The 18,254-nt window shown below is 29.7% G+C and carries 11 protein-coding genes; 8 read left to right on the forward strand and 3 right to left on the reverse strand.

The features are described from left to right. The first annotated feature begins 2 nt into the window (after positions 1–2). The 6 genes from Q1A15_RS15580 (at position 3) to Q1A15_RS15605 (ending at position 9,848) form a co-directional block, all read left to right on the forward strand. Positions 3–881 carry a phosphatidylserine decarboxylase gene (locus Q1A15_RS15580; RefSeq protein WP_299626004.1) on the forward strand — a complete coding sequence of 293 codons (879 nt, stop codon included), beginning with the start codon at positions 3–5 and terminating at the stop codon, positions 879–881. A 106-nt stretch (positions 882–987) separates the two neighbouring features. After that, positions 988–4,131 carry a cytochrome c biogenesis protein CcsA gene (ccsA, locus tag Q1A15_RS15585; protein WP_299626007.1) on the forward strand — a complete coding sequence of 1,048 codons (3,144 nt, stop codon included), beginning with the start codon at positions 988–990 and terminating at the stop codon, positions 4,129–4,131. Positions 4,132–4,186: 55 nt separating this feature from the next. After that, a complete protein-coding gene (locus tag Q1A15_RS15590) occupies positions 4,187–4,702 on the forward strand; it encodes a DUF2892 domain-containing protein (protein ID WP_299626010.1) in 516 nt (171 codons plus the stop codon). Between the two features lie 58 nt (positions 4,703–4,760). Next, complete coding sequence (locus Q1A15_RS15595) at positions 4,761–6,659, forward strand: nucleoside-diphosphate sugar epimerase/dehydratase (RefSeq protein ID WP_299626013.1); 1,899 nt, start codon at positions 4,761–4,763, stop codon at positions 6,657–6,659. A gap of 34 nt (positions 6,660–6,693) precedes the next feature. Beyond that, complete coding sequence (locus Q1A15_RS15600) at positions 6,694–7,470, forward strand: polysaccharide biosynthesis/export family protein (RefSeq protein ID WP_299626016.1); 777 nt, start codon at positions 6,694–6,696, stop codon at positions 7,468–7,470. A gap of 5 nt (positions 7,471–7,475) precedes the next feature. Next, positions 7,476–9,848, forward strand: coding sequence for a tyrosine-protein kinase (locus Q1A15_RS15605; protein WP_299626019.1), 2,373 nt, complete (start codon positions 7,476–7,478; stop codon positions 9,846–9,848). Between the two features lie 53 nt (positions 9,849–9,901). Here Q1A15_RS15605 and Q1A15_RS15610 read toward each other — a convergent pair whose 3' ends face one another. Then, positions 9,902–10,750 (reverse strand): CpsB/CapC family capsule biosynthesis tyrosine phosphatase, encoded by an 849-nt coding sequence (locus tag Q1A15_RS15610; RefSeq protein ID WP_299626021.1) that lies wholly within the window; start codon positions 10,748–10,750, stop codon positions 9,902–9,904. A 30-nt stretch (positions 10,751–10,780) separates the two neighbouring features. On the opposite strand from Q1A15_RS15610, the gene Q1A15_RS15615 reads away from it, so the two are divergent. Then, positions 10,781–11,632, forward strand: coding sequence for an N-acetylglucosamine kinase (locus Q1A15_RS15615; RefSeq protein ID WP_299626023.1), 852 nt, complete (start codon positions 10,781–10,783; stop codon positions 11,630–11,632). Here the strand turns inward: Q1A15_RS15615 and murF are convergent. Next, on the reverse strand, positions 11,625–12,890 hold the full coding sequence (murF, locus tag Q1A15_RS15620; RefSeq protein WP_299626025.1) for a UDP-N-acetylmuramoyl-tripeptide--D-alanyl-D-alanine ligase: 1,266 nt from the start codon (positions 12,888–12,890) through the stop codon (positions 11,625–11,627). The genes Q1A15_RS15615 and murF overlap by 8 nt on opposite strands. Before the next feature lie 62 nt (positions 12,891–12,952). Continuing rightward, on the reverse strand, positions 12,953–14,650 hold the full coding sequence (gene gldJ, locus Q1A15_RS15625; RefSeq protein WP_299626027.1) for a gliding motility lipoprotein GldJ: 1,698 nt from the start codon (positions 14,648–14,650) through the stop codon (positions 12,953–12,955). 185 nt (positions 14,651–14,835) lie between these two features. Between gldJ and porU the strand changes: the two genes are divergently transcribed. Then, on the forward strand, positions 14,836–18,216 hold the full coding sequence (porU, locus tag Q1A15_RS15630) for a type IX secretion system sortase PorU (protein ID WP_299626029.1): 3,381 nt from the start codon (positions 14,836–14,838) through the stop codon (positions 18,214–18,216). Positions 18,217–18,254 lie beyond the last annotated feature (38 nt).

An 18,254-nucleotide genomic window follows, 5' to 3' on the forward strand; every position in this document is an offset into this window, starting at 1 on the left:
TCATGCAAATAAAATTCATCAATAGAAAAACAGGCAAAACAGAAATCGAAACTCCTCCTGGAGAAGGTTTTTTGAAACTTTTATACAACAATCCGTTTGGAAAAATGCTATTTCTTCCTTTGGTAAAACGTAAATTTTTATCTGAATGGTACGGAAGAAAAATGAATAAAAAATCTTCTACAAAAAAAATAGAAGGTTTTGTTGCTGATCTAAACATTGATATTTCTGAAGCTAAAAAATCTATTGATGAGTTTACATCTTTCAACGATTTTTTCTATCGTGAATTAAAACCTGAGGCTAGACCAATAGAAAACGGATTCATATCTCCTGGTGATGGAAAATTATTAGCGTTCGAAAATATCGAAGATGTACATAATTTCTTTGTTAAAGGAAGAAAATTTACATTAAATGAATTTTTAAGTGATAAAACATTAGCAGAAAAATATAAAAATGCTTCTTTGTTAATTTTACGATTAGCTCCGAATGATTATCACAGATATCATTTTCCATATGAAGGAATTCCATCTTCTTCAACAAAAATAAAAGGGGATTATCTATCTGTCTCACCCTACGCCTTAGCATCCAACTTTACAACTGTATTTTGCGAAAACAAACGTGAATATTGTATTTTAAAAACTGAAGACAAAGGTGATATCTTATTAGCGCCTGTTGGAGCAACCATGGTAGGTAGTATTTTAGAAACCTACACAGCAAATTCTCCTGTTAACAAAGGTGATGAAATGGGCTATTTTGCTTTTGGCGGATCTACAATTGTAGTCTTGGTTGATAAAGACAAAATTCAGATTGATAGTGATATTTTAGAAAACACTAAAAATCAGATTGAAACCTTTGTTAAAATGGGCGAACAAATAGGAAATTAATTTGTCTTAATTTTAACTTATTCTAAAGATTAAAAATCACTTCTACTCACAAGTTATTTCTTGTAACTTTCCGTAACTTTGCACAGTTTTATCTACGCAATTTACAATGAAGAAAATCTTAAATATATTATACTCTACTCGTTTAATGGCTGTGTTATTTTTTGTTTTTGCAGCCGCAATGGGAATTGCTACATTTATAGAAAATGACTTTGGAACTCAAACAGCAAAAAAACTAGTGTACAACACTTGGTGGTTTGAGTTAATCATGGTATTCTTTATCATTAATTTCTTTGGAAATATTTTCAGATACAAATTATTAAGAAAAGAAAAATGGACTGTTTTTATGTTTCATATTGCTTTTCTTTTCATAATTATTGGTGCAGGAATTACAAGATATATTGGTTATGAAGGAATGATGATTATCGATGAAGGAGAATCTACTAACATTTTCTTGTCAGACGTTAATTATCTTAATGCTACTATTGATGATAATGCTTCTCAAAAAACATATGATGAAAAATTATTATTATCAGCTTGGGGAAAAAATAGCAAAGACTTCACTTTTAAATTTCAACCAAACAAAAGTAAACCAGCTAATGAAATTAACTTTAAACTTGTGGATTACATTCCTTGGTCTGAGAAAAAATTAGTCTTAGATGAAAATGGAGTTGAACATTTATTCTTTGTAGAAAGTTCTAGCGGTAGTCGTCATGAACATTACATTAAAAGAGGAACTATTCAAAACATTCACAATATTTTAGTTGGATTTGATGCTCCAAATAGAAACGCTAATATTAATTTCTTTTACGAAGGAAAAAACTTAAAATTCACTTCTAAAGTAGATGGAAATTGGTTGCGTATGGCAGATCAAAAACGTGGTCAAATAGTTAAAGACAGTGCTCAACATTTTCAGTTTTTAACGCTTCATAATGTAGACGGACTTCAGTTTGTAATCCCTCGTCCTGCCGAAAAAGGTGAAGTAAAAACTGTTCGTGGTAAAAAAGATGATAAAAAGTTTGACACTGTGGTTTTCGATATTTCATGTAATGGAGAAACAAAACAAGTAGAATTTGTTGGAGGTCAATTTAACACCAGTAACAAACAAGATTTAACTATTGGAGGTTTAAATATTAGAGCTTGGTATGGTGCAAAATTATTACAAACTCCGTTTAATGTTAAGCTAAACGATTTTCAATTAGAGAAATATCCAGGATCTGAAACTGCTTCTTCATACGCTAGTGAAGTTTCCGTAATTGACAATAATGATTCTTTCGATTACAGAATTTACATGAATCACATTTTAGATTACAAAGGCTATAAATTCTTTCAAGCGAGTTACAAAAACGAAGGACAAGCTATTGAACAAACTCACTTATCTGTAAATCATGATTTCTGGGGAACGTTTGTTACCTACCTAGGATATTCACTTTTATATATTGGTTTAATTTCTATGTTATTTGCTAAACATACTCGATTCGATAGTTTGAAAAAACAACTAAAAAAACTTCAAAATAAAAGAGCTGTACTTTTCTTACCATTAGTATTCTCATTCGGATTAACTTTTGGTCAACACGAGACACACAAAAACCTTCTTTCCGAAGAAAAAATAGATAGTATTTTACAAGCAAATAGTGTAGATATAAAACATGCAGATAAGTTCAGTAAAATTGTAATTCAAGATGCTGGAGGAAGAATGAAGCCTGCACATACATTTGCATCAGAACTTGTAAGAAAAGTTTCACATTCAGATAGTTTTAAAGGAATGACTCCAAGTCAGATTTTACTTTCTATGACTGAATATCCTCGATTCTGGTTTCAAGTGCCGTTTATATATCTTGAAAGAGGAAATTATAAAATACGAGAAGCTTTAGATTTACCTAAAGATGCTACGCACGCACGATTTATTGATTTTTATGATACGAAAGGAAATTCAAAAATCAGCAAATTAATTGGTGAAGCACAGAAGAAAAAGATTCAGAATAAATTTGAGCAAGATGTTATTAAAATTGAAAAGCGTTTATGGTTATTAAACCAAGCTATTGGAGGAGGAATTTTAAAAATATATCCTATTCCAAACGATGAGAATAACAAGTGGGTTTCACAACCTGAAACTTCTCAAGCTCCTTTTAGAGGAACCGACTCTGTTTTCGTGAAGCAATCTTTACCAGTTTACCTACAATTATTACAAGAAGCGAAAAAATCGAATGATTATACTGAAGCAGGAAAAATATTAGATGGTATTAAAAAATTCCAAAACAAATATGGAAGTGAAGTACTTCCTTCTGAGACAAAAATAAATGCGGAAATTCTTTACAACAAAGCTAAAATATTCCCTAAGCTTGCTAAATACTATGGTTTAGTAAGTGTACTTTTAATTGTTTTTGTAATTCTTCAGATCTTTTACAATAAGAAAGTATTTAAATCAATATCAAAGATTTTAATTTACTCTATAATTGGATTATTTCTAATTCAAACATCAGGATTAATTGTTAGATGGTATATTTCTGGTCATGCTCCATGGAGTAATGCGTATGAAAGTGTTATTTATGTTGCTTGGGCTACAATGCTGTTTGGTTTAACTTTAGGAAGAAAATCTTCACTAACAATTGGTGCTGCTACATTTGTTTCTGCTATAATTCTTGCATTTGCAAATCAATATTGGATAGATCCAGAAATAGCAAACTTACAACCGGTACTTAACTCTTGGTGGGTTTTAGTTCATGTATCTATTATTGTTGCTAGTTATGGACCTTTCTCATTAAGTATGATTTTAGGAGTTTTAGCGTTGATATTATTAATCTTTAAAAACGAAAAAAATCATAAAAAGATAGATGAGAACGTTAAAGAAGTTACCTTAATTAATGAAATGTCTTTAACTGTTGGTGTAGTAATGCTTACCGTTGGAAACTTCTTAGGAGGGATGTGGGCCAATGAAAGTTGGGGACGTTATTGGGGATGGGATCCTAAAGAAACTTGGGCTTTAATCTCAATAATGGTTTGTGCTTTTGTTTTACACATGCGATTAATACCAGGACTTCGAGGTAAAATAGCTTTCAATTTCATGTCTGCTTTCTCTTACCTTTCTATTATGATGACTTTTTTTGGAGTTAACTTCTATTTATCTGGATTACATTCATACGCTAGTGGAGATAGAGTCGTTACACCTAAAGAAGCATACATTTATATTGCTGTACTTATTTTAATTACTGTTGCTGCTTGGCTTAGAAACAAAAAGTTTTCTCAAAAGTAAATTTTCATTTATATAAGAATAACGTACATTTGTCGCAAAATTAGAATGAATAAATATGTTTAATAAGAATATAAAACTAGGCTTAGCTTTTTTAACTTTTGCATGGGCCGTATATGAATTTTCTCAAGGTCACATTGGTAATGGTATAGCTATATTATTACTTACAGGAATTTTTATTCTATTCTATTTTAAAAATGAATTTATTTTACTTGCTTTTTTGAAGTTAAGAACTCAAGATTTCGATGGAGCTAAAAAATGGTTGAGTTATATTAAAAACCCTGAGACTGCATTAACACTTAAACAACAAGGTTATTACAATTACCTTCATGGTACAATGCTTTCTCAAACCAATTTAACTCAAGCAGAAAAATTCTTAAAAAAAGCTGTAAAGCTTGGGTTATCTATGGATCATGATATGGCTATGGCTAAATTACAGTTAGCAAGTATAGCAATGTCTAAAAGAAGAAAGAGGGAAGCAACTACATTAATGAATGAAGCAAAAAAGTTAGATAAACATGGAATGTTGAAAGAGCAAATTCAAATGCTTAAACAACAAATGAAGAGAATTTAATCTGTAAAAATGCCATTATTTAATTAATTGTATCTTTACTCCAATTGATTCGTGATTGATGATTAGAAATTTTCTTTTAAAAGCTCTTAACAGACATGCCTCTCACTGGCTAGTTTTAATAATAGATACTATCCTTGTAGGCTTATCATTTATTTTAGCTTACACTATAAGATTTACTTCTTTGAACTTTAATGTCAAAGATTTAACTTTTCAGATACCTTTTGTTTGTCTTATTTTTTTAGTTAGTTTTTGGCTAGTAGGTTCCAATAAAGGAATAATAAGACACACTGGTACAAGAGATGCTTTTAATGTATTTATTGGTGTTACTTTAGCTTCAATGGCTATTGTATTTATGGTCGCAATTAATAATGTCTATAAGATTATTCCTTGGTTTACCATACCTAAAACTATAGCTTTAACTCATTACTTCATTACTATTTTCGTATTAGTAGTTTGTCGATTTATTTTTAAGGCCTTTTATGAAATTATTTCATCCGAATTAAAAGATATCACCAACGTTATGATTTATGGTGCTGGTGATTCAGGTTTGATAACTTATGGTGCATTAAATAGAGACACTAGGAATAATTATGAAGTAATTGGATTTATCGATGATGATAAAAACAAGGTTGGTAAAAAAATTGATCGAGTTAAAATTTATAGTAGATCACAAATCACCAAGAAATTCGTAGATCATAAAGAAATTGATGAAATTATTTTCTCTATACAAAATATTAAGTCTGAAAGATTACTCTATTTAACTGACAGGCTACTAGAATTAGGAGTAAAACCTAAGATTGTTCCTCCGTTTTCAAAATGGATTGGAGGAGATTTTGAGGCTAATCAAATTAAACAAGTAAAAATTGAAGATTTACTAGATAGAAAACCAATATCTATTGATAACCCAATTGTAAAACGAGATGTTAACAATAAAGTTATTCTTGTAACTGGAGCAGCAGGTTCTATAGGAAGTGAAATATCTAGACAGATCTGTAAATACAATCACAAACATTTAGTTTTAATAGATCAAGCAGAATCACCTCTGTACGAAATACAACAAGAATTATTAAGAAAAGGCATTGAAAACTTTACTTCTATTGTTGCTGATGTAAGAGATCTGACTCGAATGGAATCTGTTTTTAATGAATTCAAGCCTGATAAAGTTTATCATGCTGCGGCATATAAACATGTTCCTTTAATGGAGGAAAGCCCATATGAAGCGATTAAAATAAATATTGCTGGAACAAAAAACATAGCTGATCTATCTGTAAAGCATAAAGTTGATCGTTTCGTTATGGTCTCAACAGATAAGGCTGTCAATCCTACTAATGTTATGGGAGCGACAAAAAGAGTAGCTGAAATGTATATTAGTTGTTTAAGTAATACTTCTAATACAACAAAATTCACTACAACACGTTTTGGTAATGTTTTAGGATCTAACGGGTCTGTAATTCCTTTATTCAAAAAACAAATAGAAAATGGAGGACCGCTAACAGTCACACACAAAGATATCACTAGATATTTCATGACGATACCTGAAGCTTGTCAGCTTGTTATCGAAGCAGGTACTATGGGAGAAGGTGGTGAAATTTATATTTTTGACATGGGTAAGTCTGTTAAAATATTTGATATTGCGAAAAGAATGATCCATCTTTCAGGTCTAAAATTCCCAGAGGATATTGATATTAAGATTACTGGTTTAAGACCTGGAGAAAAACTATATGAGGAATTATTAGCTAATGGTGAAAACACAACTCCTACCTATCATGAAAAAATTATGATTGCTAAAACTCAAAATTTAAATGTAGATAAAATAAAGGATCTTATTGAGAATCTTTGTTTTGAAAATCTAGATTATCAAAATAGTAAATCTGTTAAATTAATAAAAGAAATAGTACCTGAGTTTAAATCAAATAATTCTATTTACGAGAAATTAGATGATAAGATTTTAAATTAAAATTATTTATTACATTCGCGAAAAATTTTGACATATGCAAAAAGCTTTTAAAGTCGTTATATTTATAATTTCCCTAAGTTTAATTCTAACTTCTTGCGTTTCTAAGAGAGATATTACTTATTTTCAAAACGATCAAATCGATCAAACTAAGGTTTCAAACTCATATAAAACAATACTCAAACCTGATGATTTATTACAAATAACTATATCTGCTTTAGATTTTGAATCGGTAAAATCTTTTAACTTACCAGCTGTTAATTTTTCAACAACGACGAATAATGCAGTTGGATCTCCTCAACAACAATCATATTTAATAGATAACAATGGTTATATAGATTTCCCTGTGATTGGAAAATTAAAAATTGGAGGATTAACAAGAAATCAAACTATTGATTTACTTAAGGATAAACTAGACCCTGATTATGTGAAAAACCCGACTATTAATATAAGAATCGCTAATTATTCAGTAACTATTTTAGGGGATGTCAGAAGACCTGGAACATACACAATACCAAATGAAAGAATTACTATACTAGAAGCAATTGGTTTAGCAGGGGATTTAAATATTACTGGAAAAAGAAATACCATAAAAGTATTCAGAGAAATTAATGGTAAAAAGGTAGAATTCTCAATAGATTTGAGATCAAACAAGATCTTTACTTCTCCTGTTTATTATCTTCAACAGAATGACTTAGTATATGTGGATCAAAACAAATCATCTTCTCAAGATGCTGCATTCAATAGAAATACTGGTTTGTTTGTTTCAATCGGATCTATTATTGTTTCATTAATTGCTGTACTAACAAGATAAATATCATGATGGAGAATCAAAACATTAATGAAAATGACACAATAAATATACGTGCTGAAATTGAAAAGTACTTATTTCATTGGAAGTGGTTTACTATTGGAGTGATTATAAGTATAACTTTTGCTTTTTTATATTTAAGATATAACACTCCAAAATATTCAGCAAGTACAACTATACTAATAAAAGATAATAAAAAATCTGGTATATCAACAGAATTAGAAGCATTCAAAGATTTAGGTATTATTGGTGGAGGATCTAGTAATAATCCTGACAATGAAATTGAAATCCTAAAATCTAGAAAAATACTTCGAGATGTTATAATAAAATTAAACTTAACTACTAAATATATTACTGAAGGTAGAGTAAAAAACTCAGAAATATATAATTTATCTCCAATTTTATTTAAAATAAAAGACTCTTCGATTCTAAATAAAATTGATAGAAATAAATCTTTCTCTATTAAGATTAAAACTCAAAATAGTTTCAAAATATCTGATATAAAAGGAAATGTTCTTTTTGATGATGTGAATTTCTCTCAAAATTTCAATACTGAAGAATTAGGAGATATTACAATTGAAAAAACTGAATTATTCAATATAAATTCTATTGATGGTAAATTAATTGTTAGTATATTCCCTATAGATAAAGTAATAGATCAATTAATAAATTCAGTATACATTTCTCCTATAAATAAGAACTCTAGTGTACTAAAGTTAAAACTTCAATCTACTGTACTAAAAAAAGCTGAAGACATTTTAAATGCTATTGTAAAGCAATACAATCTAGACGCCATAAAAGATAAAAGTGAAGTTTCAGGTAAAACAATAGAGTTTATAGATGAAAGATTAACAGAAGTAGGTAAAGAACTTGCTATTATAGAGGATAAAGTCAAAAACTTTAAAAAAAGAAATAATGTTACAGATATTGAGTCTGAAGCTAAATTAGCGTTAACAACCAAGAATTCAACTCAAGAAAAGATTATACAAGCAAATATTCAATTAAAAATAACAACGGCATTAATTAAAGAACTAAATGAATCTGAAGGCAGATTGCCCCCTAATTTAGGTTTAGAAGACCCTAATATTGCTAAGACTATAAGTGAATATAATGTTTTATTAAGTAAGAAAAATAAATTGTTAAAGAGTGCTGGTATAAAAAATTCTGTTGTAATAGAGCTACAATCTGACATCTCTAACTTAAAAAAAGCTTTAAAAATTGGATTGAACAATCAATTAAAAGCAATACAATTTAACTTAGATAACCTTAATAAAGCATCTGCAACAATGCGCGCACAGATATCATCTATCCCAACTAAAGAAAGAGAATTCTTAGATATAGCTAGACAACAAGAAATTATTGCTACTTTGTATTCTTATCTTTTAAAAAAGAGAGAAGAAACTGCGATTTCTTTAGCTGTGACAGTTGATAATGCAAAAATAATTGATTCAGCTTATGGATCGGATATTCCTATTTCTCCTAAAAAGAAAATTATATTTTTAGGAGCTTTAATTATGGGAATTATTATTCCTTTTATAATAATATATTTGAGAGATTTATTGGACACTAAAGTCCATACTAAAAAAGATATAGAAGATTTAACTTCGGTTCCTTTTATTGGAGATGTTCCTCATAACGAAACCAATCAGAAAATTGTTGTAAACTCTGATGCTAGATCTAGTACAGCTGAAGCATTTAGATTGATCCGTACTAATTTAGATTTTATGTTATCTAATAAAAAATCTGAAGGAGGTAAAACAATTTTTATAACATCTACCACCAGTGGAGAAGGAAAATCTTTCATCTCTATTAATTTGGCTGCTACTTTAGCTTTGTCAGGAAAAAAAGTAATTTTAGTTGGTATGGATCTTCGTGCTCCTAAAGTAACAGAATACTTAGGAATTCCTGATCGTAAAGGTATTACTAACTACATTGCTGATGATAGTTTAACTATAAATGATTTAAAGTTTAGAGTACCTGAATTAAAAGGATTGGATATTGTTTCTTCTGGTGTAATTCCACCAAATCCTGCTGAACTTTTAATGTCTGATCGTGTACAAGATGGCTTATTTGAAGAACTTAAGAAATCTTACGATTATGTTCTTGTAGATACTGCTCCTGTAAATTTAGTTACTGATACACTTCTAATTGCTAAAAAAGCAGACGTATTTTTATACATAACTCGTGCTAACTATTTAGATAAGAGATTACTTACAGTTCCTGATACAATGTACAGAGACAAAAAGTTACCTAACATGGCTATTATACTAAATGACACTGACATGACTAGAGGTTATGGATATGGCTACGGATATGGTTATGGATACGGTAATGTTCAAGACACAAAAGATCCATGGTATAAAAGGATTTTCAATAGATAAAAAATAGTAACAATAAAAAAAGGATGAATTTAAAATTCATCCTTTTTTTATTGTTACATTAAGAATTTATTATTGTTCTTAATCAATGTTTCAATCTTCTTATGGTTCTTTTTTGTTCCGATTTTCTCTAGAAGTTTTAAGTGATTGTGATGATGAGTATCTGTACCTACAAAATCATATAAACCTTCTTTAATCAACTTCTCCGCGGTAGACTGTACTCCTTTTCCATATTGTTCAGTAAGTGACAATAAATTCAATTGGAATAAACAACCAGCTTTTTTTAGTTTATAAAAGTTTTGGAAATCTTTATGATAGAAAGCATAACGTTCTGGATGCGCTAAAACTGGTTTATATCCTTTTAATTGAATTTCAAATAAAATATCGTATAAATTATAAGGCGCATTGAAATAAGACATCTCAACAAGGATGAAATTGTCTTTAAGTGTTAAAATATTATCCTCATTCAATAGTTGAGAAAATTTCTCATCCATCATATACTCAGCAGCAGCTTGAATTTTCACATCGATTCCTTTTTCTGCTAAAGCATTATTTACTTCATCTAGTTTTTCTTTTATAAATTCTGGAGTATTTGGATATACATCTCCTAAAATATGAGGAGTAGTTATAAAATTTTCGATTCCGTAAGATTTCATTTTTATAATTAATGAAATACTATCCTCTATATTTTTAGCTCCGTCATCAATCCCTGGCAAAAGGTGTGAATGTATATCAATAAAACTACTATCAAAAAACGAAGTAAGCGGTATTTTCTTTTCTTTTAAAAAAAACATAATTTCATTTAAATCTAATGTAAAATTAAAGTATTTAATCAAAAGTTCAACTTTTATTTCGACGAAAACGTTTGAAATTTTCTCACCTATTGTATATCCAAATTCTAACATATATATTTGGTTAAAACATCAACTAAAACAATGATTTTAATAGCAGACGGAGGTTCTACAAAAGCTGATTGGATAGCTTTAGATAGCAACAAAAATGAAGTATTTAGAGTACGTACATTGGGATTAAATCCTGCTGTAATTCAAGAGGAAGAGTTAAAGAATCGTATTATAAATATGTTTCAATTAATTAACATCAAAGATGAAGTTACAGAGGTACATTTTTATGGAGCTGGGTGTGGTACTCCTAAACCTGTACAAATCTTAAATAAAGTAATGCAAGAAATTTTCAGCAATGCAGAAATAAATATTGCTGAAGATATGCTAGCTGCAGTATATGCTGCCTCTGGAAAAGAGCCTGCTATAGTTTGTATTTTAGGTACTGGTTCTAATAGCTGTTATTATAATGGAACCGATATGGAAATGGTTGCGGCTTCGCTAGGTTATACAATTATGGATGAAGCTAGTGGTAATTATTTTGGAAAAAAATTAATTAGAGACTATTACTATAGTCAAATGCCGAAGAAAATTGCAGAAAAGTTTGCTAATGAATATGATTTAGATGCTGATCATATAAAATTCAACCTATATAAACAACCTAATCCGAACATGTATCTTGCTACATTTGCTAAGTTTATGTTTGAATTTAAGGAAGAAAAATACATTAAGAAAATTATCAAAAAAGGGTTTGAAGAGTTTTTTAAATACAGAGTTCTTCCCTACAAAAAAGATGCTTCTACTCCTATATATTTTATTGGATCAATCGCTCACTATTTCGGAGATATACTTGAAAAAGTGGCTAAAAAATATGACTTAAAAATATCTGGTGTAATACAAAGACCAATAGACAATTTGTTAGATTATCATAAAGCAAATATTAATTAATATAAGCTAAAGATCTTTCTAATGCCATACCGCGAGAGCCTTTTATTAAAAGGCTTTTGTTTTTTAATTTATTTTCTTCGAGATAGTTCCTAAGCCCATCAAATTCTTTGAATTTTAAATGATCTCCTTTTGAAACTACAGTTGAAAACTGATTTCCTACTAGAATTATTTCCTGAAAATTCAACGTATCACATAAATCAGCTATTTCTTGATGTTCAACTTGAGATGTATTCCCTAATTCAAACATGTCGCCAAGAATAACAATTTTTGATTTTTCGCTTTTAGTCTGATTGAAATTTTCAAGAGCGGCACGCATGCTTGTCGGATTAGCATTATAAGCATCAAGAATAATATTATTACTACCTTTAACTACGATTTGAGATCTATTATTTTCTGAAATATAACTTTCAATTGCTTCTTTTATCTTGACAACATCAACATTAAAATAACTTCCAATAGTTACTGCACAAGCTATATTATTATAATTATAAGATCCTATTAAGTTACTTCCGATTTCAAAATCTTTAAATTTGAATTTCACATTGGGATCAGCACTAATAAATGATAAACTCTCTTCGATAAAAATTCTATTCGCATTTTCTGTTTTTTGTAACTGAATAGGATCATTTTGATTTACAAAAATCTTCTTATCATTTTCAATTAAAAAATCATATAATTCAGATTTTGCTTCAATAACTCCTTCTACAGAACCAAAACCTTCTATGTGTGCTTTTCCAAAATTCGTTATATATCCGAAATCAGGCTCTGCAATATTGGATAGAAAAGCAATTTCTTTGTGATGATTTGCTCCCATTTCAACAATACCAATTTCAGTTTCTGCTGTCATTGATAATAAAGTCAAAGGTACTCCTATGTGATTATTAAGATTCCCTTTAGTCGCATTTGTATTAAACTTCTGTTTCAATACAACATCTATAAGTTCTTTCGTAGTCGTTTTACCATTACTACCGGTTAAACCAATAATAGGAATATTAAGTTTGTTTCTATGATAATTAGCTAAAGATTGTAATGTTTCAAGCACATTATCAACTAAGATTATATTATCATTAGTTTTAAATTCTTCTTCATCTACTACAGCATAAATTGCACCTTTCTTCAAAGCTTCTTCAACAAAAGTATTTCCGTTAAAATTAGCTCCTTTAAGCGCAAAATAAATAGTGTTTTTGCGTATTTTTCTTGTATCTGTATCAACTAAATAATACTGACTATATAAATTATATAAACCTTCCAAATTCATATTGTAAAAATAAAAAAACCTCACTTAAAAGTGAGGTTTTTGATTTTATAATTGATTACAATTTATCTTCTTGAATAACTGTATCTAGGTGTAGCAGTTTTCTTTTGATCTCTTACCATTGGACCTACTTTGTCAGTTGCACATCTAAAACCAATAAAGTTTGTAGAAATGTACTCTGGGAAATATCTTCTCTGAGCTGGATCTAACCAATACTCTCTATCTGCCCAAGAACCACCTTTATACACTCTAGTTTTATTACTAATTAATGTAGTTCTTCTTTTCTTGTCGTATTCTAAATTAGAAATGACATTACCTAAAGTATCTCTTTCACTTTCTGGTCTGATTGGAGAATCGTACATTCTTGGAACTCTCTGATCTTCATCAGCATCAAAGTTTTTTGTAGACTTCTTGTCTCCATCATTTAAATCAGAATTATCAGCAAAAGAATAATTTCTTCTCATATAAGTATCATCCTTTGTAATTGGGATATATTTAATTGTTCCAGGTAAAGCTTTAGGAACAATACTTCCATTTACTAAAGTATCAATCTCTACTTCACTATCATCAACGATAACTACTTTACCATTTTCGTCGATTAGTTTTTTTGTATAAATATTTCCTCTGAAATAGTTGAAATCATTTGCTTCAGCATCTACAATTGGTCTATATACATCAGATACCCATTCTGCAACGTTTCCTGACATATCGTATAATCCGAATGCATTTGGTGGATAACTTCTAACTGCGTTAGGAATATCTGCTCCATCACTACTCCATCCTGCAATACCACTATAGTTACCTCTTCCTTGTTTGAAGTTAGCTAACTGATCTCCTCTTTTAGAACGAGATCTGTTTCTTGTATACTTACCAGTCCAAGCATATTTCTTTCTACCTCTAATATTATTATATTCTCTATTTTCAAAAATAGCTTTTGCAGCATACTCCCACTCTGTTTCTGTAGGTAATCTGAATTTTTGAGATAAAATACCATCTGAAGAAGTTACTTGTCTACCAGTAAATGATCCTTTAGCTGGTTTTGGTTCTCCTTTCTTTCTTGGTACAGGAATACCTTTTTTGTAGATTGTTGAATCTCCATCAAAAAGAACGTAAGGATCTGTTAAGTAGACATCAGTATCGAAGTTATTTCTTCCTTTAAACTCTAAAGAATCTTCTTTAAAGATATTAGTAATAACACCTTTATCCATTAAGATTTTTAAGTTTACCGCATTTGTTCTCCACTTACAGTATTGATTTGCTTGAATCCAAGTTACACCAACTACTGGGTAATCTGAATATGCAGGGTGTCTTAAATAACTTTCTGAAAGTAAGTTTGTATTTCCTAATCCTTTTCTCCAAACTAAAGTATCTGGTAAGATAGAAGGATAAATATGCTTGAATTGTGGATCTGAAGGAGGGAATACATCTTTTGTGTATTGCATAAATAAACCATACTCAGAGTTGGTTACCTCAGCTTCATCCATGTAAAACGAACGAACGTGCATTTGTTTTGGAGTAGTATTCCAATCAAACATTACATCATCTTGAACTAATCCCATTGTAAAAGTTCCACCTTCAATGTGTACCATACCTGCAGGCGTAGTACCATCTTTAAATTCTCCTTTTACATAGTTCCCGTAGTTTGGATCATTAAAATTCCATCCTGTTAGAGAAGATTTACCAGAGCTTCTTCTTGAACTATTACAAGAAAAAATCATTGCGGAGATAACTAGTAAACCTAATAATTTTAACGTACTTCTCATGTATTAACTTCTTTTTTTAGGGTCTGCCAATTTACAACATTTAAAATTCATATTAATATATAAATATAATAATTTTGAATTATCTAATGAATACTCAATCTTAACGATTGTTTTTTCACTTTATTATATTAATCTTGTAAAATGAATACTAACCTACAAAAGGTCTCGTTATATTAGAACATTACATGAAAAAAAAGTCACTTTTTATCCTAATATTTTTCAGTCTTTTTGCTTTTAGTCAAAGTAGAAATTCTGTACTCTCAAATGGTGAGTGGTATAAATTCGCTATTGACACTACTGGCGTATTCAAAATTGATGCTAATTTCTTATCTAGCCTAGGTATTAACATAAACGCTGTGAACCCCAAAAATATTAAAATATATGGGAATGGAGGTAAATTATTACCAGAATTAGCTTCTGAATTTAGATATGATGATTTACAAGAGAATTCAATCTTTGTTCGTGGTGAAAATGATGATAGATTTAACGCTGATGATTTTATACTTTTTTATGGTGTAGGTCCACATAGTTGGGATGTTAATATTACCAACGAAACTGCTACTCATCGCCAGAATATCTATACCGACAAGGCTTTTTATTTTATTAATATTTCTGATACTCCAGGGAAAAGAATAACTAATGCTTCTCCTGTTACAAATGCTTCTACTGCTACGCTAACTAGTTTTGACGATTTTATTTTTTATGAACGAGAAGAAACAAATTTACTTGCAGTTGGGCGATTATGGTTTGGAGAGAGCTTTAGTTTTGAAAATAATCAGACTTTTTCAATTCCATTTGATAAAGCTTTAACAGGCTCAAATGTTGCTGTAAGAGTAACTGCTGTTACTCAATCAACGACTACATCTAATATGAATATTACAGCAAACGGAAGTAATTTATCAACTATCGGCTTCCCTCCTGTCTCAACTTCTTCTTCATCTGGACTAGCCAGATATGGTACTAGTACCGGTACAACTAATGCAGCAAATACTATTTCTATAAATATTATATACAATAATAATGGTAATCCTTCTGCAAATGCTTATCTAGATTATATTGAAGTAGTTGGAAAAAAACAACTAATAGCAGATGATAAACAATTTACATTTAGAAGCTTTGAACAAGCTAAAAGTGCAGGAGCAATTACTTTTCAAATTCAAGATGCTTCAAATATTACGAATGTTTGGGATGTTAGTGACCCAATAAATCCGACTAATATTAGTAATGAAGATACTACTTCTGCCAATTTTATTTTTACCGCTTTAGGTGGTAATTTAAATGAATATATTGTTTCCAATGATAATGATTATTTTTCGCCTGAAAGAATCAATACTTCTTCAGTAAGCAATCAGAATTTACATGGATTAGTTGATATTGATTATTTAGTTATTACCAATACTAATTTAATTCCTCAAGCACAGAGATTAGCAGATTATCACGAACAAAATTCTAATTTCACTACTAGAGTGGTAGAAGTTGGAGATATTTTTAATGAATTTTCTTCTGGTGCTCCTGATATAGTTGGTATTCGAGATTTTATAAAACATTTACATGATAATAGTACTCGTAAATTAAAATACGTTTGCTTTTTTGGTGATTCTTCATACGATTTTAAAGATCGTTTAACCGGGAATAATAATATCGTCCCTACTTTTCATGCTGAAAATAGTTTCGACCTAGTGGCTTCATATGTTACTGATGATTTTTATGTAATGATTGAAGATAGCGACGGTAGAATGTTATCTTCTGATACTATTGATATCACTTCTGGAAGAATACCAGTTACTACAATTCAAGAAGCAACTACTGTTATTGATAAAATTTTAAGTTATTACGATACTGAATCTTTTGGTGACTGGAGAAATAATATCACCTTAATCGCTGATGATATTGACGAAAATTCTGATAGAACGCTTCAATCTGGATTAGAAGAAGTTGCTGATAGTATTAAAAAGTATAAACCTATTTTTAATATCAATAAGATTTATGCAGATGCATTCAGGCAAGAAAATTCTTCGGGTGGTGAACGTTATCCTGATGTAAAAGATGCCATAACTAATACTATGGAAAAAGGTGCCCTAGCTTTTAATTATTTTGGTCATGGTGGTGAAGACGGACTAGCAGCTGAGCGTATTTTAGAAGTTCCTCAAATACAAGGATTCAATAACTTCAATACATTACCTTTATTTATTACAGTTACATGTGAATTTTCAAGATTTGATAATCCTTTGAGAGATACTGCTGGAGAACAATTATTCTTAAATGAAAATGGTGGAGCAGTTAGTATGATTACAACTACTAGAGATGTCTTTATATTTTTAGGTGAAGCTTTTAATAAGGAATTGGCAAAATATGTTTTTGATTTTGATAATTCCGACGATAGTATTGCTACAAATTTGATTAAAACAAAAAACGAGACTTCTAGTAATCAACGATTTTTCATTTTTTATTTTGGTGATCCTGCAATGAAATTGGCTATTCCAAAACCAGATGTAAGAATAACTAAAGTTAATGATGTAGATATTACGCAGCCAATAGATACGTTAAAAGCTTTATCACGAATAAAACTAGAAGGTATTGTAAGTGATAATAGCGGAATTCCTTTATCTAATTTTAATGGAACAGTATTTACTACAATATTTGATAAACCTATTGATAAAACAACATTAGATAATGATGGTTTTGGCATTGTAAACACATTCGATTCTCAAGAGAGTAAAATCTTCAGAGGTAAATCTTCTGTTCAAAACGGACAATTTGAATTCGAATTTATTGTTCCAAAAGATATTAAAATTACCAATGGTAACGGAAAAATTAGTTTGTATGCCCTAAATGAAAATGAAGATAAAGCTGGTGTAAATTTCGATATTGTTGTCGGTGGCATCAATGAAAATGCTCCTGAAGACACAATCGGACCAGAACTTGCTGCATTCATGAATGATGAATCTTTTGTTGATGGCGGAACCACGAATTCTTCTCCAAACCTTATTTTAAAACTATCAGATATTAGCGGAATCAACACATCTATTACTGCTGTTGATCATGATATTGTAGCTATTTTGGATGACAATCAAGCTGAACCAATTATTCTAAATGATTTTTACGAAACCGAGCTTAACGACTTTACGAAAGGAGAAGTAAACTTTAAATTTAGAGATTTAGATGTTGGTTTGCATACCCTTAAAATAAAAGCTTGGGATACTTATAATAATTCTTCTGAAATCACGTTAAATTTTGAGGTTATAAGCGATACCAAACTTTCTCTAGAAAATGTATTAAATTATCCTAATCCATTTACTAATTATACAGAGTTCTGGTTTAACCATAATAAACCTAACGAACCTTTAGAAGTTCAAGTGCAGGTTTTCACTGTTTCAGGAAAATTAGTAAAAACAATTAACCAAACTGTACAGACAAATGGAGGTTTATCAAGATCTATAACTTGGAATGGTTTAGATGATTTTGGTAATAAAATAGGTAAAGGAGTTTATGTGTATAAAATCAAAGTTACTTCTTCGGTTAGTAATTTAACTTCAGAGAAGTATGAGAAATTAGTTATCCTATAATAAAATCATATATTTGTCAAAATAATGTTAAAATCAAA

The sequence above is a fragment of the uncultured Tenacibaculum sp. genome, from assembly GCF_947495995.1.
Classification (GTDB): domain Bacteria; phylum Bacteroidota; class Bacteroidia; order Flavobacteriales; family Flavobacteriaceae; genus Polaribacter.

Coding starts and splice junctions, on each gene's coding strand:
- Q1A15_RS15595 (WP_299626013.1), top strand. CDS start 4,761: ATGATTAGAAATTTTCTTTTAAAAGCTCTTAACAGACATGCCTCTCAC.
- Q1A15_RS15605 (WP_299626019.1), top strand. CDS start 7,476: ATGATGGAGAATCAAAACATTAATGAAAATGACACAATAAATATACGT.
- ccsA (WP_299626007.1), top strand. CDS start 988: ATGAAGAAAATCTTAAATATATTATACTCTACTCGTTTAATGGCTGTG.
- Q1A15_RS15615 (WP_299626023.1), top strand. CDS start 10,781: ATGATTTTAATAGCAGACGGAGGTTCTACAAAAGCTGATTGGATAGCT.
- Q1A15_RS15600 (WP_299626016.1), top strand. CDS start 6,694: ATGCAAAAAGCTTTTAAAGTCGTTATATTTATAATTTCCCTAAGTTTA.
- Q1A15_RS15580 (WP_299626004.1), top strand. CDS start 3: ATGCAAATAAAATTCATCAATAGAAAAACAGGCAAAACAGAAATCGAA.
- murF (WP_299626025.1), bottom strand. CDS start 12,890: ATGAATTTGGAAGGTTTATATAATTTATATAGTCAGTATTATTTAGTT.
- porU (WP_299626029.1), top strand. CDS start 14,836: ATGAAAAAAAAGTCACTTTTTATCCTAATATTTTTCAGTCTTTTTGCT.
- Q1A15_RS15590 (WP_299626010.1), top strand. CDS start 4,187: ATGTTTAATAAGAATATAAAACTAGGCTTAGCTTTTTTAACTTTTGCA.
- gldJ (WP_299626027.1), bottom strand. CDS start 14,650: ATGAGAAGTACGTTAAAATTATTAGGTTTACTAGTTATCTCCGCAATG.
- Q1A15_RS15610 (WP_299626021.1), bottom strand. CDS start 10,750: ATGTTAGAATTTGGATATACAATAGGTGAGAAAATTTCAAACGTTTTC.